17 protein-coding genes are annotated in these 23,756 nt (G+C 63.1%); 1 reads left to right on the top strand and 16 read right to left on the bottom strand.

What is annotated here, in order from left to right; all coding sequences use genetic code 11:
- Positions 1-544: 544 nt before the first annotated feature.
- The 14 genes from U5775_RS29890 to U5775_RS29825 all read right to left on the bottom strand — a co-directional run bounded on the left by U5775_RS29890 (position 545) and on the right by U5775_RS29825 (position 19,264).
- Entirely contained in the window at positions 545-1,627 is a 1,083-nt protein-coding gene (locus tag U5775_RS29890; protein ID WP_322061729.1) for an acyltransferase, read from the bottom strand.
- A 98-nt stretch (positions 1,628-1,725) separates the two neighbouring features.
- Positions 1,726-3,762, bottom strand: a complete 2,037-nt coding sequence (locus U5775_RS29885) for an acyltransferase family protein (protein WP_322061728.1) — start codon at positions 3,760-3,762, stop codon at positions 1,726-1,728.
- A gap of 158 nt (positions 3,763-3,920) precedes the next feature.
- Positions 3,921-5,036 carry a glycosyltransferase family 1 protein gene (locus U5775_RS29880; RefSeq protein ID WP_322061727.1) on the bottom strand — a complete coding sequence of 372 codons (1,116 nt, stop codon included), beginning with the start codon at positions 5,034-5,036 and terminating at the stop codon, positions 3,921-3,923.
- A 39-nt stretch (positions 5,037-5,075) separates the two neighbouring features.
- A complete protein-coding gene (locus U5775_RS29875) occupies positions 5,076-6,011 on the bottom strand; it encodes a glycosyltransferase family 2 protein (RefSeq protein ID WP_322061726.1) in 936 nt (311 codons plus the stop codon).
- A gap of 188 nt (positions 6,012-6,199) precedes the next feature.
- On the bottom strand, positions 6,200-7,609 hold the full coding sequence (locus tag U5775_RS29870; RefSeq protein WP_322061725.1) for an O-antigen ligase family protein: 1,410 nt from the start codon (positions 7,607-7,609) through the stop codon (positions 6,200-6,202).
- Positions 7,610-7,668: 59 nt separating this feature from the next.
- On the bottom strand, positions 7,669-8,886 hold the full coding sequence (locus U5775_RS29865) for a glycosyltransferase family 4 protein (protein ID WP_322061724.1): 1,218 nt from the start codon (positions 8,884-8,886) through the stop codon (positions 7,669-7,671).
- Positions 8,874-9,977, bottom strand: coding sequence for a glycosyltransferase family 1 protein (locus U5775_RS29860; RefSeq protein WP_322061723.1), 1,104 nt, complete (start codon positions 9,975-9,977; stop codon positions 8,874-8,876). The genes U5775_RS29865 and U5775_RS29860 overlap by 13 nt, the downstream gene beginning before the upstream one ends.
- A 327-nt stretch (positions 9,978-10,304) precedes the next feature.
- The gene (locus U5775_RS29855) at positions 10,305-11,195 is read right to left on the bottom strand and encodes a hypothetical protein (protein ID WP_322061722.1); all 891 of its coding nucleotides are present in this window, start codon (positions 11,193-11,195) and stop codon (positions 10,305-10,307) included.
- A 24-nt stretch (positions 11,196-11,219) separates the two neighbouring features.
- The gene (locus U5775_RS29850) at positions 11,220-12,083 is read right to left on the bottom strand and encodes a cupin-like domain-containing protein (protein WP_322061721.1); all 864 of its coding nucleotides are present in this window, start codon (positions 12,081-12,083) and stop codon (positions 11,220-11,222) included.
- 277 nt (positions 12,084-12,360) lie between these two features.
- Positions 12,361-13,188 carry a methyltransferase, TIGR04325 family gene (locus U5775_RS29845; protein ID WP_322061720.1) on the bottom strand — a complete coding sequence of 276 codons (828 nt, stop codon included), beginning with the start codon at positions 13,186-13,188 and terminating at the stop codon, positions 12,361-12,363.
- A gap of 123 nt (positions 13,189-13,311) precedes the next feature.
- Positions 13,312-14,475: an SGNH/GDSL hydrolase family protein gene (locus U5775_RS29840; protein WP_322061719.1), complete on the bottom strand. Its 1,164-nt coding sequence runs from the start codon at positions 14,473-14,475 to the stop codon at positions 13,312-13,314.
- A gap of 74 nt (positions 14,476-14,549) precedes the next feature.
- Positions 14,550-16,793, bottom strand: a complete 2,244-nt coding sequence (locus U5775_RS29835) for a polysaccharide biosynthesis tyrosine autokinase (RefSeq protein WP_322061718.1) — start codon at positions 16,791-16,793, stop codon at positions 14,550-14,552.
- Between the two features lie 55 nt (positions 16,794-16,848).
- A complete protein-coding gene (locus U5775_RS29830) occupies positions 16,849-18,054 on the bottom strand; it encodes a polysaccharide biosynthesis/export family protein (RefSeq protein WP_322061717.1) in 1,206 nt (401 codons plus the stop codon).
- 118 nt (positions 18,055-18,172) lie between these two features.
- Positions 18,173-19,264, bottom strand: a complete 1,092-nt coding sequence (locus tag U5775_RS29825; protein WP_322061716.1) for a sugar transferase — start codon at positions 19,262-19,264, stop codon at positions 18,173-18,175.
- Positions 19,265-19,830: 566 nt separating this feature from the next.
- Here U5775_RS29825 and U5775_RS29820 point away from each other — a divergent pair.
- The gene (locus U5775_RS29820) at positions 19,831-21,213 is read left to right on the top strand and encodes a calcium-binding protein (RefSeq protein ID WP_322061715.1); all 1,383 of its coding nucleotides are present in this window, start codon (positions 19,831-19,833) and stop codon (positions 21,211-21,213) included.
- A gap of 13 nt (positions 21,214-21,226) precedes the next feature.
- Here the strand turns inward: U5775_RS29820 and U5775_RS29815 are convergent, their stop codons facing one another.
- Together U5775_RS29815 and U5775_RS29810 are read right to left on the bottom strand one after the other, a co-directional pair.
- Positions 21,227-22,294, bottom strand: coding sequence for a glycosyltransferase family 2 protein (locus tag U5775_RS29815; RefSeq protein WP_322061714.1), 1,068 nt, complete (start codon positions 22,292-22,294; stop codon positions 21,227-21,229).
- A gap of 197 nt (positions 22,295-22,491) precedes the next feature.
- Positions 22,492-23,607: a PLP-dependent cysteine synthase family protein gene (locus U5775_RS29810; protein WP_322061713.1), complete on the bottom strand. Its 1,116-nt coding sequence runs from the start codon at positions 23,605-23,607 to the stop codon at positions 22,492-22,494.
- Positions 23,608-23,756 lie beyond the last annotated feature (149 nt).

The following is a 23,756-nucleotide window of genomic DNA, read 5'->3' as shown; positions in this document are numbered from 1 at the left end:
AAGATGTCTTCCCTCGGCCGCGTCGAGCTCATCAATGGGTCCGTTTGCGGATCAGCATCTCTGTACCCTCCTCTGCGACGCGAGCCGGTAACGACATTCGCGCTCGCAACTACCGCCTGGCGAAGCGGCCCCGTTGCTTCACACGCTACGTCTCCCCCTTTTTCTGAAACGCCCTCATTCGCAGCCAGCACAACGTACGCGAGTTCGACGACGTCTGCCGGGCTCTTGCGGGGCGAACGCTGCCCGAGAACATCGGAGCTTTGCGCGAGTGCGGTCAACGACCGATCACGTAATCGATCGCGTCGACAAAGAGGGATTTGAAGTAGTGAGGGTCTAAACCGACCGCGCGCGGCGGTCAGATGCTGGGCTCCTGGAATGCCCGAAGCAGCGCGAGTCCAGCATGGGTGAGCAATGCAAAGGCCACTCGGAATACAAGTCCTGCCAGCGAAGAACCCGATACAGGCACGAAGGCCGCCAAAGTGGCGGCCCATGTCCAGCGCATGAGAGGTGGCGAGCGAGCGCCACCCCATGCTCCAGCCTCTTTTCAGGTCCTCGCCTGCTGGGCCCCTGCCGAAACGCCCTCTGCAAGACCCGGCTTGCCGAGCCGCGCGTGCAGCAACCGGCGACCGAGGCGCATGGTCGGCATTTCGAACTTGCGATAAGAGAGGATGGCGAAACCAATCGCGCCGGGTATGAATACCGCGAAAAACAGCACCACGCGCAGCGCGGGGCTCACGGGCAACTGATTCACCACCAGCGACGAGGCACGCATGATGAAGAGATGCGTGAGATACAGGCTATACGACGCATCGCCGATCAGCATAAGCAGCTTCGGGTATGCGATCTCGCGCCGGCCCAGCACGACACCGGCAAAAATCGCCGCCGCGGGCGGTCCCCACACGAGGCCGCGCATGTCGAATGGGCCGTCCGCGGGTAGCCCCATCAGCATCCAGCCCGCCACGCCCGCCACGATCAGCGCGATCTGCGTGGGTACGCCGATCCGGAACCCCGAGAGGCGCAACTGGGCGAACAGCACGCCGAACACGAACTCGAGAATGATCGTATGGGTCCAGCCTCTCAGGACCAGGTATTCGGGCTTCAGCCAGGCGCCGAGCGCAACGAGCGTCACGAATATTCCCGCCATCGCGAGATACACGCGCCGGATGCCGAGCAACAGCACGATCGAAAGCACGACATAGAAAAACATTTCGAAGTTCAGCGTCCAGCCAAGACCGAGCACCGGCTCGGGCGCGCCCGTCACGGGGTTGCTGGACGGCACGAAGAACAGCGAGCGCAGGACATACGTGAGCGGATAGAAGTTCTTGTGCTTCAGCTCAGGCAGCAGGAGCCCGATGGCAATCGAGAGCAAGGTCACCATCCAGTAGAGCGGCACCACCCGCACGATGCGATCGCTGATGAACCAGGTGGCGGTCTCGCGCCCCAGACGCCGACCCGACACGATATACATCATCACGAAGCCGCTCACGACGAAGAAGATATCGACGCCGAACTGTCCCTTGGCGTTCACGAGCGGCCACAGTTGCGGTGCGAGCGCGGCATGGCCGCCGCCCACCTCGGTCGCCGCGTGGCAGAACACCACTAGCAAGGCCGCGATTGCGCGGAGCACTTGAATCGAATCCAGTCTTTTCATTGCCTTTCCCCAAAAACTTGATGCGTCGGTGACGCTGGCCATGCCATGTTCCGCACGGCGCACGGCAAGCTCATTCAGCTCGCCGCCCGGGACTCGATGTCCCGCAAGAGCCACCTGCTGATATAGCGGGAACCGTCGGGCGACAAATGATCCCGGTCCGCGTAAAGAAATGCGCCGCTGCGCCGCGCGTAGCAATTCTGCGAGTCGCATAGCAGCGGCATCGGATTGAACACCTTCACGTCGGGAAACCTGTCCAGCAACGCGACGATGCGCTTTTGCGCGCCCGTCAGCCGCTGCTCCACTTTTGCGCGCGCGACCGCGCACGGCGAATGCACGGCAAATTGCACGGGGCGCTGCACGCAGGCGTTCGGATCGAAATCCAGCTCCGGCGTATCGAGCACGAAGACCACGTGCTTGCCGGCCGCGGTCAGCCGGGTCAGCGTCTGTTCCAGACCGGCGAGATAGACGTTCAGATTGTTTTCGTCGGTCCATGACCTCGACGTCGGCGCCTGCTTGCCGCCCACGGCCACGAGGCGAATGAAGTCGCCCTTGTCGTAGTCGAGTCCGCCCGCGATCGACGAAATCGCATAGCTCGACAGGACTACCGAATGAATTTCGGGCGACTTCACGACGTAATCGAGCACGGTGTCGAACAGCGCCGCGCAATGCTTGACGTGCCCGCCAAGAGAAATATCGATGTCGTAGAACGGCGGACAGTTGCCGCTGCCGGCCGCAAAGAGCCCGGTCCCGCCCGCTGCCAGCACCTGCGCGAGCGCATCGTAATAGTGATTGGCGTGACTGTCGCCCAGCAGAGCCACCACCGGACGTCCGTTGGGCGCGGGCATGACGCAGAATTCGGAACCCGGAAAGGTCTTCTTGCACGTGTCGGTGAACGCCCAGTGCTCCTGATTGCCGCCGAAGCTCGCATCGGGGAAACGGCCCGGCAAACCGTTGTCACGCGAAATCGCGTAGCTGGACAGGCCGATGCCCATCATCATCGCGACGAGCACGCTCGCAACGCGTGCCGGATACAGGCGCGCGGGACGGCTGAAGCGCACGGGCGCCTCGATAAAGTGGAAAGTGATGGACGACAGCGCGAAGGCCACGACAATGGCCGCGAGCAGCATCGTGACGGAAGGCGCGCCGCCGCTCAAAAGACGCACAAACACCAGCACAGGCCAATGCCAGAGGTAGAGCGGATAGCTGAGCAGTCCGATATAAACGAACGGCTTGAGCGAAAGCACGCGGTAGTTGAGCCACGCGCGCGGGCCCGCGGCAATGACGAGCGTGGCGCCGCCCGCAGGCAGGGCCGCGCGCCAGCCGGGAAACACGCTGCTCGGCTCCAGCAGCGCAAAACTCGCCACGATGAGCGCAAGGCCGGCAAGCGAGACGAGATCGCGCAACGCCAACATGCCGCTACCTTCACGTGCGGCACCGCGTTTGTGCGCGTGAAACTCGGCCCACGCGAGTGCCGAACCCAACAGCAATTCCCAGATGCGCGTGATCGGCAAATAGAACGCCGCAATGGCATGCGAGCCGCTCAGATAAACACTGCTCGCCAACGACAGCACGATCGCCGCGACGATGGCAACGCTTGCCACGCGACGGCTCGCGAAACGCCAAAGCAGAAAGAGCGCGACCGGCCAGACGATGTAGTACTGCTCCTCCACGCCGAGCGACCACAAATGCAGCAACGCGCTTGCCGAGGCGTCTTGCGAAAAATAATCCCGCGTCAGGTAGAAGTAGAGATTGGCGGCAAACGCCACGCTCGCGAGCGCCTCCCGCGCGAGCCGTTCCAGTTCGCCGGACGTCATCAGCACGAAGCCCGCCGCGAGCGTCGCGATCAGCACGAGGATCAGGGCCGGATAGATGCGCTTGATACGCCGCACGTAGAAGTCGACGAGACTAAAGCGCCCTTGATCGAGCGTCTCGATGATGTGCTGCGAAATCAGGTAGCCGGAGATCGCGAAGAAGATATCCACGCCGGCGAAGCCGCCCGCGAGTGTTCCCGGGAACGCATGAAAAACGACCACCGAAGCGACCGCAACCGCGCGCAAACCATCGATGTCCGGCCGATAAGCTTGTGCGGGCCTGCGTGATGTGACGCTCACTGTCTTTTCACCCCGTCTATCCATGTGGCTGCGGATCGCGCCAATGGCGGTCCGCTCAGGTTGCACCTACATGGTATCGACTGGGCAGACGCGCACTGCTGGTTACCGCACGCAAACGCATCGATCCCGAACGGCGGCGTGGAGAGTCCACACGCGCGCTATTTCGGATCGGCCTGAGTCCTGGCGTTCACTGCGTTCACAGCCTCGAACAGGTTTCGCGCGGCTCGCTTCCAGGTAAAGATGCCTGCCTGCCGATGCCCGGCCGCGATCAATGATTGGCGCACCGCCGGATCGTCAAGCACCGTTCGAATCTTCAGGCTCCATGCGCGCGGATCGAAGGGGTCCGCATAAAGCGCGGCGTCGCCGCAGACTTCGGGAAGCGCGCCAAACGGGGCCGCCACAACGGGGCAACCGAGCGCCATGGCCTCGAGCGGCGGCAGGCCAAATCCTTCCGTCAACGATGGGAACGCCAATGCGCCCGCGTTGGCCATCAACCCAACGAGCTCCGAATCGGTGACCCGTCCCGCGAATCGCACATTGGGCGGCACGACGTGCCCGCCGTTTTCGAAATCGGCCCGGCTCGCGCCGCCGAACAGCACGAGCGCCACGTCCTTCAGTTCAGGCGCGGCGAAAGCCCTGAGAAGAATGGCGATATTTTTGTGCTTCTGCGTATTCGCGAGCGCGAGGACATAACGGCCCCGCGCAAGCTTCAGCGTCGCAAGCTGCCCCTCATCGGGCCGAATCTGCAAAACGTGATCGCAGCCGTTGTGTACGACCACGATCTTGTCGGCAGTGGCAACGCCATAATGGACGAGCTCTCTTTTGGAAAACTCCGACACGGTGACGATAAGCTTGTGCCGTCTGCCGATAAAAAAGAACAGAAACTTGTACCAGAGCCGAAAAGACCGGGAATAGGACTCGGGTGCCGAATACACCTGCGCGTCGTGTATGAGCGTCGCCGAATCGCGATGATAGAGCGGCCCGAGATTGCAAAGATTGAGTATGAAGTCCTCTCTGCGAGCCAGCGGGAGATAGAGTTGCTCCCACGCTATCCGGTGCATCCGCCGAACCCGGGGATTCTCGCGGACGCACAGAATCTTGCGGTAAGACGGAACCCTGACGCTATTCCTGATTAAAAGCGCGTAGTCGGCGTCATTACCGCGCTGCTCGGCAATCAGGGCATCGGTCGCGGCAATCAGTTGCTCGGCAACCCTGTGCACACCGGTCGGCGCTGCTCCAAAAAACTTGCCGTTGAACGCAATCGTCTTGTACATGCGGCACTGCCTCGTTGCAGATGTTGGCGGGCACGCGTCTCAGAGTTTTGCCGCCCGCTCGGGTGTCAGCCTTCCTCGTACGAGGTCCCACAGGCCGATCAGGTTGCCTCCCAGTCGTCCCCGACGGTCGATCCAGGGCTCCGGAGAAATACTTCGCACTACGTTGCTTGCGACGTTGCGCAGAACATGATCGAGCGCGTCGCGCAAACCCATGGTCTTCTTTCTCGCCAGATAAAGCGGATTGATGACCTGCGAATAACCGAACTTGCGTCCGGACACCCTGCCGCCCTTGACTCCGAGGTGCACGCCGAACGCGTTGATGCGAACCAGCCGGCCGCCCCGATTCCGGATCTGGCCGCCAAAGTCGCGATCCTCCTGCCAGCCATAGAGCACGAGGCGCTCATCGAACCGGACCCCGGCAATGCTGCGCATCCGGAACGCCATGTTGCATCCATACGGGCCGCGAATCGGCACGGCATTCAGGCTTTCCGGAATGTCTTTCATCGTTTCCAGAATCGCCCGCCCTTCTTCAAACGAATAACCGGGTCCCTGGGCGCCATCGGCGAGCACCCGTCCCGTGACGCAGTCAATCGAGGGATCGCTATCCAGCGCATCGAGCGCTTTCGCAATCCACGTGCTGTGCATCAAGAAGTCGTCGTCGAGAAAGATGACGACGTCGAAATCATCGGGCACGTGGTCCAAGGCATGGTTGCGTTGCGCGGAGCTACCTGGCGCCCCCTTGATGACGAGCATGCCAGGCCGGCTGACGAGGTTGCCGATGTCATCGTCCGAAACACAGGAGACGATGATCAGATCGGGCTTGACCGTCTGCGTCTCGACAAAAGCGACGACGCGTTCCAGCAACGCGGCACGGCCGCGAGTGGGAAAAACCACACAAACCTTTGCCTGCTTGTCATGCGATGGCAAGCTCGTTTCCCCGAAACTGGCTACCCGCGAACAGACATTCGTATCCAATGTTCACCTCTTTGATGAATTCTCTGGTAACCGGAATATCACGGCCCGTCTTTTATCCGGCTCGATCGCCCTGCATGGCCGACGGAGCAAGCCATTCCGGCCAATATGTTTTGTCGAGGGCCATGGTAACGAGAGCGCGGATGCAGGACTGCTGCCTACCCCACGCAAACGCGCACGTACCCGGTAAGTCATTCATGAACGCCCTGCGCAACCCATCCCTGCGCCGCCCGCGGCACGCGTCTCGGCACGCGCTGCGGAAGTGCAGCCGCTGCCGCGGCAAACAGGTAGAAACACGAACCCAGTTCGAACACCCCGGCCGCAGCCGAAGCGACGATCAGGGTCGCGATCATGCTGTGTCGCGCCGCGAGGCAGACCGCTCGCTCCGTATGCGGGTAATGCGTGGGGAGCGGCGTAAAAATGGATTTGCCGATAAACAAGCCATAGCAGACCACGCCCACGATACCGAGGTTGGCGAGCACCACCACGAGGAAGCTCGACGTGCGAATACTGCCCAGGCCCACGCCTATGCCGTAGGTATCGAGGAAGTTGTTCACGCCCTGCATGTTCCAGCTCATGCGTTCGAGGCCCGATGAGCTGTCGGCTTTGCCGAACACGGTGAGATTGGCGAAGTCCACCACGGCATTGGCCACGCTCGGCAAGAAGAGCACGACGTAGAGCACGCCCAGTACGCCGGCACACGCGGCCATGATCCACATGCGCCGCTTGCGCGCGTCGGCGCCCCGAGCGACACGGCCGGGCCGGCTGAAGAGCTGGACGACCATATACGCGCCCAACCCGACATAGGCCGTACCCGACGTGGACAGCAGCAACAAGGTTCCCGCCGCGATGGCCAGCGCGCCGGCCACCTTCGGACGATAACCGACCAGCCAGAGATTGAGGCAGAACACAAACAGTGGCAGCGTGAAGCTCGAAAACGCGGACGCTTCGCTGAACGTGCCGGTGATGCGCACGAGGCCGCCCATCTCCTCGCCGCTCATATCGGCGTACTGAGCGGTCTTGATGACCGACATCACATCGAGACCGACCGCGTGCGTGCCGACATCGATCAGCCCGGCGAGCACGTCGAAGAAGGTCAGCAGGAAAATGCCGGTCGCGAGCGCGCGGTACGCGCCACGATATTTGAGCAACGCATACATGCAGCCATAAACCACGACATCGCCGATGCAATAAACCGCCTGCGAGAGATTGCCCGAAACGGGGCCGAGCGGCTGCAGCAGCACCTCGCCGACGACCGTGCGATCGACCGGAAACACGAGCGTCGAGCCGCGCAGCAGGCGCGGCAGCAAAATGGCGCCCACGACGCCCCAGAGGCAGGTGCAGAGCAGCCAGAAGCCCGGCTTGTCGAGCGAGAACGCACTCGTGATCTGCTTTCCGCCCGCGAGATTGAACGCCCGCACCACGAAGAAAACGAGAAATAGCTGCGCGGGCATGATGCCGATCCCGCCAGGCAATCCCAGCGCGAGCGTGCATCCGAACAGCGAATAAACCGCCATCCAGTAGATCGCGCCGCGAAACGACGTGTAAAGCACGGCCAGTCCGGTGGCGAATACCGCTACGCCGAATATTGTCGGTCCCACTCGCTTCACCCCTCCGTTCACCGCACGCTTGCGCGTGAACCCCTCGTTATTGCACCGTCTCAGGCCGAGCGCCAGCGGCGGACTTCCGGCGCCGGATCGGCGCTCACTTTGCTGGCGTCCACGGCGCGCTCCACCACGCCCAGGAATTCGCGCTTGAACCGCTCCGTTGTAAAGCGCAGCGCGTTGCGGCGGCACACTTCCGCACGAAACGGCGGATACTGTTCGAAGCGCTCCACGGCGTCGACGATGGACGCCACGCTCTGCTCGCTGAAAAAGAGCCCTGTCGCGCGCTCGGCGTCCGGCGACTCGACCACGATCTCGCGCACACCTCCGCGGCCCAGCGCAATGACCGGCGTCCCGCAGGCCTGCGCTTCCACCACCGAAATGCCGAAGTCTTCTTCCGCGGCAAAAACGAAAGCGCGCGCGCGCTGCATCCAGTCCACCAGCACCGCATCGGGCTGATAGCCGAGCAGCGTCACATTGGGCCCCGCGCAAGCCTTCGCGCGCGCGAAATCCGGGCCATCGCCGATCACCACGAGACGCCGCGAGGGCATCGCCGCAAAGGCCTCGACGATGAGCGGAATCCGCTTGTACGGCACCATGCGCGAGGCAATCAGATAGACGTCCTCACGTTGCGTGCTGAGCTCGAAGCGTTCCACATCGACCGGCGGATAGACCACCGTGGCCTCGCATCCGTACGCCTTGCGGATGCGCCGGCCCACGAACGCCGAATTGGCGACGAAGGCATCCACGCCACTCGCGGTGCGCTGATCCCAGATACGCATGTAATGCAGCACCGCGCGCGCGATCCAGCTCTTCAGGCCGCGCTGCAAGCCGGCCTCGGCCAGGTATTGATGCTGCAGGTCCCACGCATAGCGAATCGGCGAATGCACATAGCTCACGTGGACCTGATTCGGCCCGGTCAATACGCCCTTGGCCACGGCATGGCTCGACGAAATCACGAGATCGTAGCCAGAGAGATCGAACTGCTCGATCGCCAGCGGCATGAGCGGAAGGTAGCCGCGAAACGATCGACGCGCCCGCGGCAGATGCTGGATGAACGAGGTATGCGCGCGTTTTCCGCCCAGCACGCCCCGCATCGACTCGGGAAAAAAGTCGACGACGCTGTAGAGATCGGCGTCCGGAAACACCTGAAGAATCTGCTCGACCACTTTCTCCGAGCCCGCATAGGCAGCCAGCCAGTCATGCACGAGCGCGACGCGGCCGAAACGGCGCACGTCGTTAGCGAGGGTTGAGGCAAGCGTTACATTAGCCACGGCGAGATCTCCTCGATCAACCTGGCCGCGGTCGTGCGCCAGGTCAGTTCTCCAGTCCGTGCGCGGCCCCGCTCTTGCAGGCTCGAGCGCAATGCGGCATCGGCGGTGATGCGTTCGAGCAGGCCCGCCAGTTCCGCGGGATCGTCGGGCGACGTGTAGAGCACGGCATCGCCACATGCCTCCTGCACGGCCGGCAGCCTCGAAGCGATGACAGGACAGCCCAGCGCCAGCGCCTCGACGGGCGGCAGCCCGAAGCCCTCATAGCGCGACGGATAGACAAAGCACGCCGCACGCCGGTAGAGCGCGGCCAGTTCGCCATCGCTCACGTAGCCGAGGTGCTTCACGAACGCCGGCAACGCGTCCTTGCCCGTTCCGTACACCCGCGCATCGCCGCCGCCCACGACCACGATGTCGAACTGCGCATCGTCGATCAGGCGCGCGGCCTCGGCCACGAGCTGAAAGTTCTTGTGCCGGTTGAGGCTGCCCACCGCGAGCACGAAAGGACGCCCGTTCAACCGGGTCGCGACGGCGCCGTCATCGGCTTGCACGCGCAACATGTGCTCGCCGCTCTCCGAGACGACGCCAATCTTGCCGGACGGAATCCGGTAGGCATCGCTGAGCTCGCGCCGCGAGAATTCCGACACCGTGATCACGCGCTGCGACACCCGGCCAAGGCACGGCGCCATCAGGCGATACCAGGCCACAAAGGACCGGCTATAGCTGTCGGGCACGCGCGTGGGTGCCGCGTCGTGCAGCACGGTCACCTGGCGGCGGTACAGCAACGGCCCCGAGTTGCAGAGATTGAGCAGCAAGCCACCGCGCGCGGCCTGCGGCAAAGCGATTTGCTCCCAACGCAAGCCGCCGCCTTTGCCGCTCGCGCGCAGCCCGACGTGCCGAAATGGATTCGCCATGCCGGCCAGCGCTTCGGGCACGATGATCTCGCTACGCAATCCCGCGACGAGCGGATCGCGCAGCTCGATCAATTGATCGAGCGCCCTGATCGTTTCGAACGCGAAGCGATCGACGCCCGTGGCGCGACGGCCCAGGAAGCGGCCATTGATCAGCAGATTAGGGAGAGGCTCGTGTTTCATCGACAAGGTCCAGGACATCGCTCGTGAGCGAACGTCATCCGTGCGCGGTCACCGCAACACATGACAACTTATATGGCTTGGAGTGTGGTCGATTTAGGCGCCGGCGAATGTTCGCAGTCGCTCATGTCGCGCTAATTCGCGCGATGCCTGGGAGAAAACTGTGACGGAAAGAACTACCGGCCGTGAAGATTGAATGAGTGAGACAAGGTAAAAATGATCGCAAGCGCGAGCGCACTTGCCTCACCCGAAATTCGGCTTTTATATCGGAATCCGAATTTATTTCAGCGCGTAGTTTTCCGTGCCGAAATGACTTTTCAATTCACAAAATCATCCGGCCCGGCTCAGATTTCGAACGATGCGCCTGCGCACGGGAACCACCACCTTCATCACCGATGACTTCGCGCTGTCCGTACCGGGATTCGCACCGGGCGGCTGCGGATTGACACCGATCTTGCGCAGATAGTGATTGGCGGCCAGCACACGGCCACGGGCCCGGCTCGCATCGGTCTCGTAGACGAACGCATAGGAAACGCTGCGCTCCGTGCCGGTTTGAACCCAATGGGGTGCGTCCTGCGGCTGATGAAAGCCGCTACCGGGCACGAGTTCGAAGACATGTTCGAGGCGCGTGTCGCGTGTGGCGAGATCCACCTGACCGATCTCGACTTTGCCTTCGAGGTAAAAATCCTCTAGCTCGTCTTCGCGAACGGCGCAGGGAGGATAGACATGGTATTGCTTGCCGCCCTCGATCTGGAAGAAGTGATTGATCTCCGGATCGAAATGGAACGGCGTGGTCGACGAGGCCGAGCTGACGAACACGGCCGATTCGAGCCGCACGACCTTTTCGCCATTGAGGCCGCCGCGCAATTCGGCCACCTTTTCGAACAGCTTGTTCAACAGCTCCCTGAAGCCAGCGTCATAATTCTCGGGCCGCTTTAAAAGCACGCGCGTGGGCGCGGTGGCGAGCTGGGCCAGCGCCTCATCGGGCTTCGACGCCTTGGCCTTCACGTCGAAGAATCGGGTCCCCGGCGTGGGAGCCGAATTGGAGACGTAGTAGTCAGCGGGTATCTCGCCATATTTCTTCGCCAGCGCCGTGAGCGCCTCGGGCTGAAACATCGGCAATTGATGCAGATAGTGCGTGAAATTGAAGGGCGTAGTGTTGAACCCGGTCTTGTAGACGGCGGGGTCGACAGTCAGCAGAGCATCGGCGGAAGGTATCATCGTTGTAAATCCAAGGCTGGGTGGTCAACGCCTGACAAGCCGTCGCACCGCACTTAGCGGTGATTTCAACCTGTTCACCGGCGTGTGGACGACTTCCGAAAAGGTCTTGGGATCGCGGTGTTCCAGCGTCGAGAGCACCTTCGTCTTCAAGCTGTCGCGCAACGGCGAAAGTCCCGGCGGCAAGGGCTTTAGCCCCAGCTTGCGCAGAAAATAGTTGGCTTGATAAACCCTGGCGCGTTTCTCGAGCGTCTTCATGCAGTAGTTGATGCTGATGCTCACCGAGATATTGTCGCCGTTCTGTACCCAATGCGGCGCGAGCGGCGGGTGATGCACCACCTCTCCCGGCGCAAGCCGATAAACCGTGCCGCGATCCTGCATTTCCCGGCGATAACGCACGGCGTCGAAATTGCCGGTGTAGTAGCTTTCGACCTCCTGATCCGGCACGAGCTCGCGATCGGTCGCAGGAAAAAGACAGACGTCCTTCGAACCTTGTATCTGGAAAAGGAAGTTGGTTTCGTGATCGATATGGAACGGCGTGGCGATCCGGGGCGAGGAGAGTATCAGCGTCATTGTCACGTAGGTCATGTCCGCGCGCAGCGGAAAGCCCGACAAGTTTTCAAGCTCGCACGTAATCGTATCGAGAACTCGCGCATATTCGGCGTCATAGTCCTGCGCCCGGGTCAGCTTGATCCACGTGCCGCTTTCGCCAAGGCGCGCCACCGTCTCGTCAAGACGCTCGCTCTGCGGCATGGCGTTGAACTTCTTGTCGATGGCGCCATCGCTGAACTTGGTCGCTACCGAACCGTGCTTGAAATCCAGCGCGCAGAAGTCCGCACTTTTTTCGATCATCCGCTTGGTGAGCTCGACGATCCGCGGAATTTCGAACAAACCACTTTGGTGTAATGTATGCTTGAATTTAAATGGATATGTATTAAAATTACTTTTGAATTCTTTCTGACAAGCTAAAAGAATAGAAGCGTCCAGGGGAAAGGGGTGTGACGTATTAGCTAACGCGGTATCATCGCCAGGCATAAACATGGCACACCTTCATAGGTTGAAAACCATTGCTGGTAGCCTACTATCGCGCGTGTCGGCCCAATGTGCGTTGACGAACATCCCTCGGTACGTCGACGTTGGCGCGAATTCTGGCCCAACTACCCTGCTGCTACTGACGTTCGAGCCATAGGCCCGTATAGGCTCCCACGCTGGACGATGGACGATCCACCACGGTAAGCCCGAGCTCCGCCGCCTGCCATTCTCCGCCTACGCCGTAGCCCAGACGCCGGAAATCGTCGATAAGCTTCGAACGGTTGTAGAGCTTGCAAGCCACACGAATATATCCGGCGTCCTGAACGACGGCGAATTCCGGACCGTCGGTCAGCGGCGTTCGATTGATAAGAATATATCGAGGCCGCTGCTTGAGTTTTTCAATGAATGCCGGCAGCGGCTCATCGAAATAGTGTAGCGATCCACTGACGATTAATAAATCGACGCCATCGACCCTTTGCAGGTCATGCGTGAATTGAAGGTTGCGTTCGCCCTTTTCGCTGGCCATTTCCCGGCCCATCTGAACGTACTCGGGAAGATCGTGGACGGTCCAGATCGCATCCGCGTCCAGCGGCAAGTAATCGCGGTAGCAATAGTAGAGATTACCGACGCTGCCGCCCATATCGAATATGGTCTTGATGCCAGGCATGCGGTCGCGCAGGTAATAGAACGCGGCGTAATCACTGGGCTTGGCGACGCGGCTGAGCTCGAGTCTCACCGGATTTTCGTGGCCGCCCTTCGCGTAGGGGCGGACTGCCTTTTCGGCTTCGTCGAGCGTGCGGAAGCTACGCCGGTAGCCCAGTATCCATCCGCACATCGTGGCGCCGAAGCCAGTGCGTTCGATTCCCTCGATCAAGCGGCGGCCAGAAGCGAGCATGCCGAGAAGCCGGAAAATCTTCGCGGCCCAGACGATTTGCGTATCGCGCAGACTGATTTTCGCTTCCATCGATGTGTTCCAATCCAGAATTGAATTGTGGTGCACGGCGACATCCTTACCGATAATCGTGGTGCGCGAAGACATCCTTACCGATCTTCGACAACGCGAATGTTCGCCGTCGCTCATGCAGCGCTAGTTTTTCGACAAGGCCGTGGGCAATCGCAACGCCGGGCGCGCGCTTGTTGTGGTAAAGCTCGGCCGCAGAAAGCCGATGACCTCGGCATCCGTGATCGGCTTCAGATGCAATCCGAATGCGGTATTCAGGACGGTGACGAGGTTCTGCGCCCAAAGCGTATTCCAGACCACGCCGGCATGACCATCGGAAAGACCTGCATTATGCGGATCGTCGCCGGTCGTATTCGTGATCGCCCAGCCCGGCGACAGATGCACGGTCTTGTAAGACGGGCGGCCCTGGGCGTCACGCCCGCCCCACAAGCTCCTCAACCAGGCGCGGTCATCGAGAAAATAGACATGGCGATCGCCCGCGGCCAGCTTGCGCAAGCCATTGTCGAAGCGGTCGAGGCCGGTATCGATATTGGCCATCGCCTGCGCCGATTGCCAACGGCGCACGTCCGAGCCATCCGCACGGCTCAGCACGCCCACGAGTACGACATCGGTATCCGGATGGTGCTCGCGGATCAGCGCGACCGATGCGCCGATTTCGGCAATACAGGCGTCGATCACGGCGTTGGGATGCGATGCGTTCCGGTCACGGGACAACTCGTCGATGACTTCGTCCGAGACATCGTTGACGCCGATCCGGATCAGCACGATGCCGCCGCGCCACGCTTGCGGATCGGTATCCATCAAGTCGACGAGGCGGATCGTCTCGCGCAGCGGATGCCCCATCAACTGATTGCAGGTCGCGCCGCTGACGGCAAAGTTGTAGCGGTAGTCGTCTTTGGGCGGCATACGGGCGAGAAAGCCGAGCGCTTCATCAGCATAGGCGCGATACTTGCCGGTTCCCCAAGCCCCCCATTTACCGAAGTCGATCTGGTCGCCACGCAACCGGGCCAGCACCTCGGTCCACTGCCAGGTGGTCGCGCGCCAGGGGCCGCCGCGCTCGCCGGGATCTCGCAGCATCAGCGCGTCATGGTAGGACTGGCTATCGGAATCGCCGAGCACCGCAAATCGTATCCTGCCGGACGGTACGGCCGAGCCGGCAGCGAAAGCAGCGGCCGGCCGGAACAACAGGTCCGGGTCGGCCAGCCTCGCGACCATCAGGCCGGCCACGATCAGCGCGCCGCAAAGCACGACCAAGGACACGCTGCACAGACGGGACATAGAACGGGACATGGACCAGCCCCCCAATGCGATCAACCCCGAAATTCACTGCGATCCTGGCCGGCGCTGCGATCAAAGATCTGACGCTACGGGCGAGCCGCCTTCCCCTCGTCCCCCGCGAAACCATAGCTCGAATAGCCGTAGGCGCTGTACGCGTTGCCATAGCGACCCGGACGCGATGCCATGTCGTTGAAGATCACGCCGCGAATCGGCACGCCGACCTGCTCGAAGCGGCGCACGGATTCACGCAGCTCGGCGACGCTCGTGGCGCCCTGGCGCGCGACCACGAACACCGTGCCCGCGAGCTTGCCGACGATCCCCGCATCCGCGACCGGCAAGATCGGCGGCGCGTCGATCAGCACGAGGTCATACGCATCGTTGGCCCAATCCACGAACTCTTCGAAACTGCCTTCGCGCAGCAGTTCGCTGGCGTTGGTCACGTAGCCGCCCGTCGCGACGAAGTCGACGCCCGGCATGACTTCGTGGTGCACCACGTCGCCGCAGTCGTGATAGCGCTCCACGATGTCCGTGACGCCGGGGGCATTCGGCACGCCCACATGCCGGTTCAGCGAACCGCGCCGCAGGTCGGCGTCGATCAGCAGCACGCGCTTGCCCGCCGCGCCGAACACGGCCGCCAGATTGACCGAGACGAACGACTTGCCCACCATCGGCGTTGGTCCTGCCAGCAGCACGACGCGATTGCTCGCATTCTGCAGCGAGTATTCGAGCGCGCTGCGGAAGCTGCGCAGACTCTCGACCGCCGCGTCGAATACGGCCGTGTGCGCGAGCACCGTGTTCGCGCCCAGTGCATTGTTCGGCGTGCGGCGCGTCAGCGTATGCTGCACGCGGCTGCGCGGCACGGCCGCAAAGACGGCCAGCCCCGTGCCCACTTCGATCTCGTCGACGAGCGTCACGCCGCGGTTGAGCCGCTGGCGCAGCAGCACGATCGCGATGCCGATGAACAGGCCGGTGAAGAACGCCGCGATCACGAGCACGGCGCGCTTGGGCCGAACCGGGCTTTCGCCCGGCACGGCGGCGTCGATCATGCGCACGTTCGAGACGCGCCCCGCTTTGAGCAGACGCATTTGCTCGCGGTTGTTGAGCAGGTTCGTGTAGATGTTCGTATCCACCGTCACTTCGCGCTGCAGACGCACGAGCCCCTGCTCCACCGGCGGCAGCGCGCGCGTCTGCGCCGCCAGCTCGCCAAGCGACTTCTGTGCTTCATCGAGCTCGCCGTTGACGGCGATCAGCGCGGGATTGTCCGGCGTGAAACGGGCCATCAACTGCGCGCGCTGCTGGCGCAACTCGGCGATACGCTGCTGGGCCTGCGCCGAGCTCTGCAACAGCGCCGTGGCTTCCGCGCCCAGGTTCACGGCGCCATGTGCCGAGCGGAAGGTATTGAATTCGTTCTCGGCCTTCTCGAGTTGCGCCTTGAGCTGCGGCAGTTGCTGATCGAGGAAGGCAATCGACTTCTGCGCTTCTTCCTGCGTGCGCTGTGCGTTCTGCCGCACGTACTCGTTGCCGATCGCATTGAGAATCGTGCTGGTCAGAACCGGATCGTCGCCATCGAGCGCCACGCCGATCACATCGGATTCCTTACCTTTCTCCGAAATCATCAGCGCCGCCTGCAAGGCCTGGATCGCACTGAGCTCGGATGTGCGCATCAGATTGAAATTCGTGCCCGGCCGCGCGTCGATACCGTTCACGAGCAGATCGATCGTACCGCCCACGACCGGCGCGTGCAGCGGCTGGCCCACGCGGCCTTCGAGGCTAATGCCGTCGCTCTTGAGCGTATAGGCGCCGCCGCCTTGCGCGGTCAGCACGAACGGCCGGCCGTTCATGCGCTCCGGCACGTCGAATTGCGTCACGTCGATCGCTTCGTCGCCCCACGCGTAACCGCCCCATCCCGACCAGCTGCCGAGGCTCAGATGCTGCGCGGCCCAGCGGCCGATGACCGGAAAGTAGTGCGGTGTCGCGTGAATATAGAGCTTGGTCGCGTTCACGGCCGACGACACCACCATCCGCGAACGCAGCACCTCCATTTCCGCCGACGCTTCGGTCTTGATTGCGAACTGCGCGGACAGATCGGCCAGTGCCGTCTTGGCGGAATTCGGGCTTTCCTCCACCTGAATGAGCATGTCCGATTCGTAGACCGGGTGTGCCAGCGTCGCGTAGATCAAGCCTGCGAGCGTGAAGATCGCGGTGGCGATCAGGATCGTCTTGCGACCCGAGTACAGCGTATCGAGCAGATTGCCCATGTGTGCGCCTTCGGGTGCCAGCGGCGTGATCGCTTCTGCTGGCCCGTCGAGCAAGTATTCGCGCTGCTTCATCTTGTCCTCTCGATTGGAGACGTACTGCCAGGTATGGCTCGCGTAAGCGCAAACATCAGTAACCTATTGCGCGGCTAGCCGCGGCGGCCTGGGTCGTCGGCAAAATCAGGCTGATAACACGGCTCCACTTCACGAGAGCAGACGTATCGACAAAGACCACGTCATTCGGCTTCAGCTCGAATCCATCGGCCGTCGCCATCGCGGCGGCGTTGCTCGCATCGAGGTGGAACACGACCGGCTTGCCGGTATCGCGTCCACGCACGACGTAGACCTGCGAGGCGTCGCCCGACGCCTGGCTGATCCCGCCCGCGTTGCCGAGCGCCTCGTTGAGCGACATGCGGCCGTTGTTGAACATCACGCCGCCGGGACGCTCGACCTCGCCGACCACGAATACCTTGCTGTCCGACTGCGCGTAGACCCGCACGAGGTCGCCGTTGTGAAGAATGATGCGATCGGGGTTGAAGCCCTTGCGGATCATCGCCGGCATGTCCACGTCCACGGTGGTGTCGCCGCGCGTGACCGCGACCCGCGAACGATCGGCGTTGCTGGTGAAGCCGCCCGCCCGGTTGATCGCCTCGGGCAAGGTCATGGGCCGGTCGTTGAGCACTTCCACGCCCGGGGTCTTGACCTCGCCGTCCATATAGACGCGCTTGCTGCGGTAAGTCTCGATGCGCACCGTGACCTGCGGTTGACGCACGTATTTCGCGAGCTTCCCGGCGAGCACGTCACGCACGCCCATCTCGGAGAGCCCCTCGACCTTCAGCGGCCCAATATAGGCATACTGAATGAAGCCGTTGGTGTCGACCGTGTAGCCCGACGCCACCGACGTGGCGCCCGACGCGGAATCGGTCGAACCGCTGCTCATCGTCGGCATGTTGAGTTCGGGGTGATCCCAGACCACGATGCTGAGCACGTCGCCGGGACCGATCTCATACGGCTTGGGCGTGCCGAACAGCTTCTCCACATCGGTGGGAATGCCCTTCGGCCGCGCCAAGGCTTCTTTCGACACCAGTTCGCCGGTAATCTCGACGAGCTGGCCGGACGGCGCGCCCACGATCCCCTTGGCCACCATGCTGTCCGGCACCGACGCGCCGGTCGCCGCATCCGCACTCTGGGTGGCGTCGCCCTTTGGCGGCGAGAACGTCATGCCCGGCGCCATCGCGCAGCCGCCCAGGCCTGCCAATCCCAGGCACACGATCCACACTGCCGCGCGGCGTATTAAGGCCGCCGCGCCGATCCATTCCTTCGCGTTCGTTCCCATTGCAATAACCTCCAACCCCCAATCCGTTACATGCGTTCCGGGCCATTACGTGTGGCCCGGATACCTGGTCTGCCTGACGCAACTGCCCCTGCCCGATACGCGTGCTCGATACGCGTTCTCAATACGCGCCGCTACCGCGAATCACCACGAAAAAAGTCTTGAACAGAATCCCGATGTCCCGGCGGAAGGTCCAGTTCGTCACATAGGACACATCGAGCGATACGCGTGTCGCGTAATCGACGTCATTGCGTCCGCTCACCTGCCACAGGCCCGTGATGCCAGGCGTCGCCATCAGGTAGTACTTGCGTGCGTCGCCATAGCGCTCCAGCTCCTCGTCGATGATCGGCCGCGGACCGACAAAGCTCATCTCGCCGCGCAGAACGTTCCAGATCTGCGGCAATTCATCGAGACTCGAATGGCGCAGAAAGCGGCCAAGACGCGTCACGCGCACGTCGTTCTTGAGCTTGAATTCGCGCTCCCATTCAGCGCGCGCCTCAGGATCGCGCGCGAGCAGATCCTTGAGCACCTGCTCCGAGTTCACCACCATCGTGCGGAACTTCAGACAACGGAAGGTCTTGCCATGGCGCCCGACGCGCTTGTGACCGTAGAGAATCGGGCCGCCGTCGCGCCGGACCAGCACGGCAAGGATGAGCAGCAGCGGCGCGAACAGAACCAGCGCACTGAGCGCCGCGATGATGTCGAAGACGCGTTTGAAGGCATGCCCGACGACGGCGCTGCGAACCGCGCCGCGCGTTTCGACCTCGAGCGGTTCCCGATGCCACCACGCATGTGCGAGACGCATCACGCTGAACTCCGAGAAGAACAGCGTATGCGAGGCCAGCAGCGAAATACCCGTCGTCAGCGTCCAGTAAATGAACCACGGCAACGACAGCAAATGATCGTGATGAATCGCATAGAGCAGCACGAGACCGCAGAGCTGCACGGCAAGCCACGCGAGCGCCGTGCGGCCCGCAACGCTGAACAGCGAGCGGCTCCGGCGCGGGCTATAGGTTCCGCACGCAGGGAACACCGATAAGGCCAGCGCCGCGCAAAACGCGACCAGCGTCGGATCAGGATGGTGAACCTGACCAAACTGCGGAAAATTCGAATTCAGGTGCACGGCGCAGACAGCGCCCAGCACAATCAGCGCGATGTCGGTCGCACGCTGCATCAGCGCGATGTCGGTCGCGCGCTGCGTTAGCTCAGACATATCCCTACCCCAATGCGTGTCGCCTTCGGCAGTCGTTCATAGTCGGCACGGTTGTTGACTCTGTGCGAATGCGTCCGCACTACGCGCCTCGATCTCCACGCCAACACATTAAGGAACGTGCAACAGGGGGTCCGTGCGCAATCCCACAAACTTCACGCGATCCCTTCCCGCACCCGACGCAGGCGAGCCGTTGCCGCTCCACGCGCGTGCCTGTGGATGTCACAAGAAGGGAGATAAGTGCGCTGGCGCACCGACGCGCCTTGACGGATCCGGTTTAATGAACTGAACAATCGCATGACCTGTCTGCTGACTAAACCAGCGGAGCACGTTCGGTATGAGCAAATACCAACCGATGCCGCCGCTACTCACGTGGCGAAAAACTTCTGAATAAGGATTCCGAAATTTTTCGCTTGAGTTTCGCTTCAGATCACGCACGCCACTACCCGGATTCACACCGGGGATGCCGCGACACGTCCATATAGATCCGCTGCCGGGCTAATGTCCCGCGACGCCGGCATGGGGCAACGCGCGCGCAGCCGCGGGTCGCCCCACGCGAGGAATACGCCGTGAAGCATCCTGTAGCCGTTAGCGCCGCCCTGCTCGCTCGCAAGGCCGTTTCGCGCACCCCGCCGCATGCGCGGCTCGTCAGGTGGTTTGCCACGCGCGCCGCAGAAGGCTTCGTTGCGAGCGTCCTTGCGCTCGCCTGCGCATCGGCGGCGCAGGCGGCCGACGCGGTGCGCGCGATGCCCGCCGACGCCTTCATCGACACGCTCGCCGTCAATACTCACATCAATTACCTCGATGGCGCCTACGCCAACGTGCGCAATGTCGCCGACGATCTGGCGTGGCTCGGCATCCACCACGTTCGCGACGCCACGCCGGGCGGCGCCGCGCCGCTTTCGACCTATGTCTATCTCGCGCAGCGCGGCATCAAGTTCAACCTTTTCGCGCACTCGGAAGTCACGGACGCAGTCGGACAGGCGGCGCATCTGAACGCCGCCGTGCCGGGAAGCGTCGCGGCGCTCGAGGGCTATAACGAGGTCGACCACTGGCCGGTCACTTACGACGGGCTCACAGGCACCGCCGGCGGACTCGCCGCGCAGCGCGCGATCTACACGCGGGTGCGCGGCACGCCAGCGCTCGCGGGCGTGGCCGTCTACGACCTCACGGGCTACGATCCCAAGCCAGTCGAAACGCGCATGGACGCCGCCGACTACGTGAATCTGCATGTCTATCCGCAGAACGGCGAGCAACCGGCCTGGAACACGAACGGCGACCAGTGGATGCCCCCCGCGATCCGCCTCTTCAAGAAGTACAACCTGCCGTTCGTCATCACCGAATTCGGCTACTTCTCGTTGCCTCAGGCGGGCTGGTACATGCTGGGCGTCGATGAACCGACGCAGGCCAAGGGCGTGCTCAACGGCTACATGGACGCGGCGGCGGCGGGCGTGAAGCGGACCTACGTCTATGAGCTGCTCGACGAAAAGCCCGATCCGCAGCACAAGAATAACGAGTTGCACTACGGGCTCTTCCGCTACGACAACAGCGCGAAACCTGTAGCTCACGCGATACGCAATCTCACGTCGATTCTGCGCGCCGACGCCGTGCGGCCGGCCAACGGCGCGGCACGCGGCGCGCTGGCTTATGCGCTGGCGGGCATGCCGGCGTCGGCGAACAGTTTGCTGCTGCAGAAGAAGGACGGCCGCTTCGTGCTGGTGCTGTGGAACGAAACGCCGATCTGGGACCGGGGGGCGGGCACGCCGCTCAGCAGTCCGCCCGCCAACGTGGAAGTCGACTTCGGAGCGACGGCCAGCCGCGTCGATCTCTACGATCCGACCGTGTCGGCAGACCCGCTCGCGAGCCATCGCGACGTGCGCAAGCTCGGCGTGGCCATACCCGATCACCCGATCCTGCTGGAAGTGACACTCGCGGGTGCGCCCCGCTCGTGAGCGTTGGCGGGGTTCAGCGCTTCAGGAGCGAGCGCAGCGCGAAGAACGGCCTGTACACGCATGGGCACGCCGCATAAAGAAACATGCGGATCTTGAAGCCCATTTTCACGTCCGGCGTGCGCAGCAGCAGCGCGAGCTTCGCGCCGAACCCCGCCGCCGCGAACACATCGCGCGCATAGCGCTCGCGCGCGAGCTTGGGCACGAGCAGCGCGCGCATCGGCTCGGCGACGCCCGCCACCTGCGCATCGCGCTGAAACTGCTCCGACTCGGCAAGCCCGAAGGCCGTTGTGAGCTTCACGCGCGCGACGAACTGCTCGACGGTGCGAAAGCGCTTCTTGCCCGAAAGGCCGCCGCGCCGGTAGCGCACGAGCGGCTCGCGCAGGCTGTACGCGCCGCCCGACATGACCGCGCGAAACGTCATGATCTGGTCTTCGGCCATGGCGCCCGGCAGCATCGGCCCGAAGCGCTCGAACAGGCGTCGCGACCACGCGTGCGAGGCGCCCACGACCCACGGGCGCTCGCGCGCCCAGTCGTCGAAATGGCGGTACTGGCCGAGGTCGGTCGGGGCTATGCGTCCTACATCATGTCCAACATCATGTCCCGCATCCGTCGACACTGCCGCGCTCTCGAACTCGACGAGATCGGAGGCGATGAGGTCCACTCGCTGCCCCAGTGCATTCCAGCAGTCGACGAGCCGCGCGCAGCGCTCGGGCACCGGGACGTCGTCGCCGGCGGCCACGACGAGCAAGGCGCCCTGGCTCATGGCGGCCAGCTTCGAGAGATGCGCGCTGATGCCCGCGTTCTGTTCGTTGCGGTTGAGCACGAGGCGGTGCGGGCCGCGATAGTCGCGCACGGCCGCTTCGATGGCCGCCCAGCTGCCGTCGGTCGAGCAATCGTCGGAGATCAGGATTTCGAGCGGCGAGTAGGTCTGCGCCAAGGCGCCTGCAACGGCGTCGGCGACCACGTTCGCCTGGTTGTAGGCAATGAGCAGCATCGACACGAGCGGGCGCGAAGCGTCGTTCGCGGAAGGCTCGGCATGGTCGTGATCGTTGGCGTGATCCTGAGCGGAATCCTGAGGCATCGGCAATGACGAGCCCGCGGGCGCGGGCGAATGGGTTAGCGCAGGTTAATGCAGGGGTTGAGCGCCGGAATTGGCCCTCGAATGGGCTCTCGACCCGACACGGGCGCGCCATACTATCACGCGCGCGCATCGCCGCCGAAGCGCCGCAAACCCGCATGGCGCGCGGCCTGCACGCCTCCGCGTGTCCCGCCGTTGTCCTATAACCCGGCGGACTCCACCCCGGCAGAACCCGCCGCGAACACAGGCTCGCCGTCCACGGCGCGCGCGATCCATGCCTCGGCGCCCGCGAGATCGATGCCTTGCGCCGCGAACCACGCATCGTCGTAATAGGTCGACCGGTAGCGCTCGCCGCTATCGCACAGCAGGCTCACGATCGCGCCCGCCTCTCCGCGCGCCTTCATGCGCTCCGCGAGCCAGAGCACGCCGACGAAGTTCGTCCCCGTCGAGCCGCCCACGCGCTTGCCCAGGCGCCCGGCGAGGTAGCGCATGGCCGCGAACGAGAGCGCGTCGGGCACCTTGACCATGGCGTCGATGCAAGTGGGAATGAACGAGCGCTCCACGCGCGGACGGCCGATGCCTTCCACGCGCGAGCCCGTCTCGAGCGTGAGCCCCGCGTCGGGCTTACCCGCCAGCACGCTGCGGAAATAGTCGAAGAACACCGAGTTCTCGGGATCGGCGCAGAGCACGCGCGTGAGGTGCCGCCGGTAGCGCACATAGCGCCCGAGCGTGGCGATCGTGCCGCCGGTGCCGCCGCTCGACACGAGCCAGGCGGGCACGGGATGCTCCTCGGCCGCGAGCTGCCTGAAAATCGACTCGGCGATGTTGTTGTTGGCGCGCCAGTCGGTCGCGCGCTCGGCGTAGGTGAACTGATCCATGAAGTGGCCGCCCAGCGCCTGCGCGATGCGGTGCGACTCCTCGTAGATCTCCGAGGACTTGCTCACGAGATGGCAGCGCCCGCCGTAGAACTCGATTTCCTCGATCTTCATGCGCGAGGTGCTGGCCGGGATCACCGCGACGAACGGCAGCCCGAGCAGGCGCGCGAAGTAGGCCTCGGAGATCGCGGTCGAGCCGCTCGACGCCTCGACCACGGTGCTTTTCTCGTTGAGCCAGCCGTTGCAGAGCGCATAGAGAAAGAGCGAGCGCGCGAGCCGGTGCTTGAGGCTGCCGGTGGGATGGCTCGACTCGTCCTTCAGATAGAAACGCAGATCGGGATAGCCGGGCAGGTCGAGCGGTACGAGATGCGTGTCGGCGGAGCGGTTGAAGTCCGCGTCGATCTTGCGGATCGCTTCGCGAACCCAGGCGGAATGGGACATGGGCGCAATCCATCGGATGAGGTGCGGCCATCATGGCACAAGGGTGCGCGCGGGGCGCCAAAGGTGCGCGCGACGTGTTCCCCGTTGCGCCCTTGCCTGCTCGGCGCCCGTCGCACGCCGAAAGCGCCACGCCGCCTTTGTATAATTGT

Source organism: Paraburkholderia sp. J63 (assembly GCF_905220245.1).
GTDB lineage: Bacteria > Pseudomonadota > Gammaproteobacteria > Burkholderiales > Burkholderiaceae > Paraburkholderia.
The sequence above is the reverse complement of the archived record's forward strand: the minus strand, read 5'-3'. Positions and strand labels throughout refer to the sequence as shown.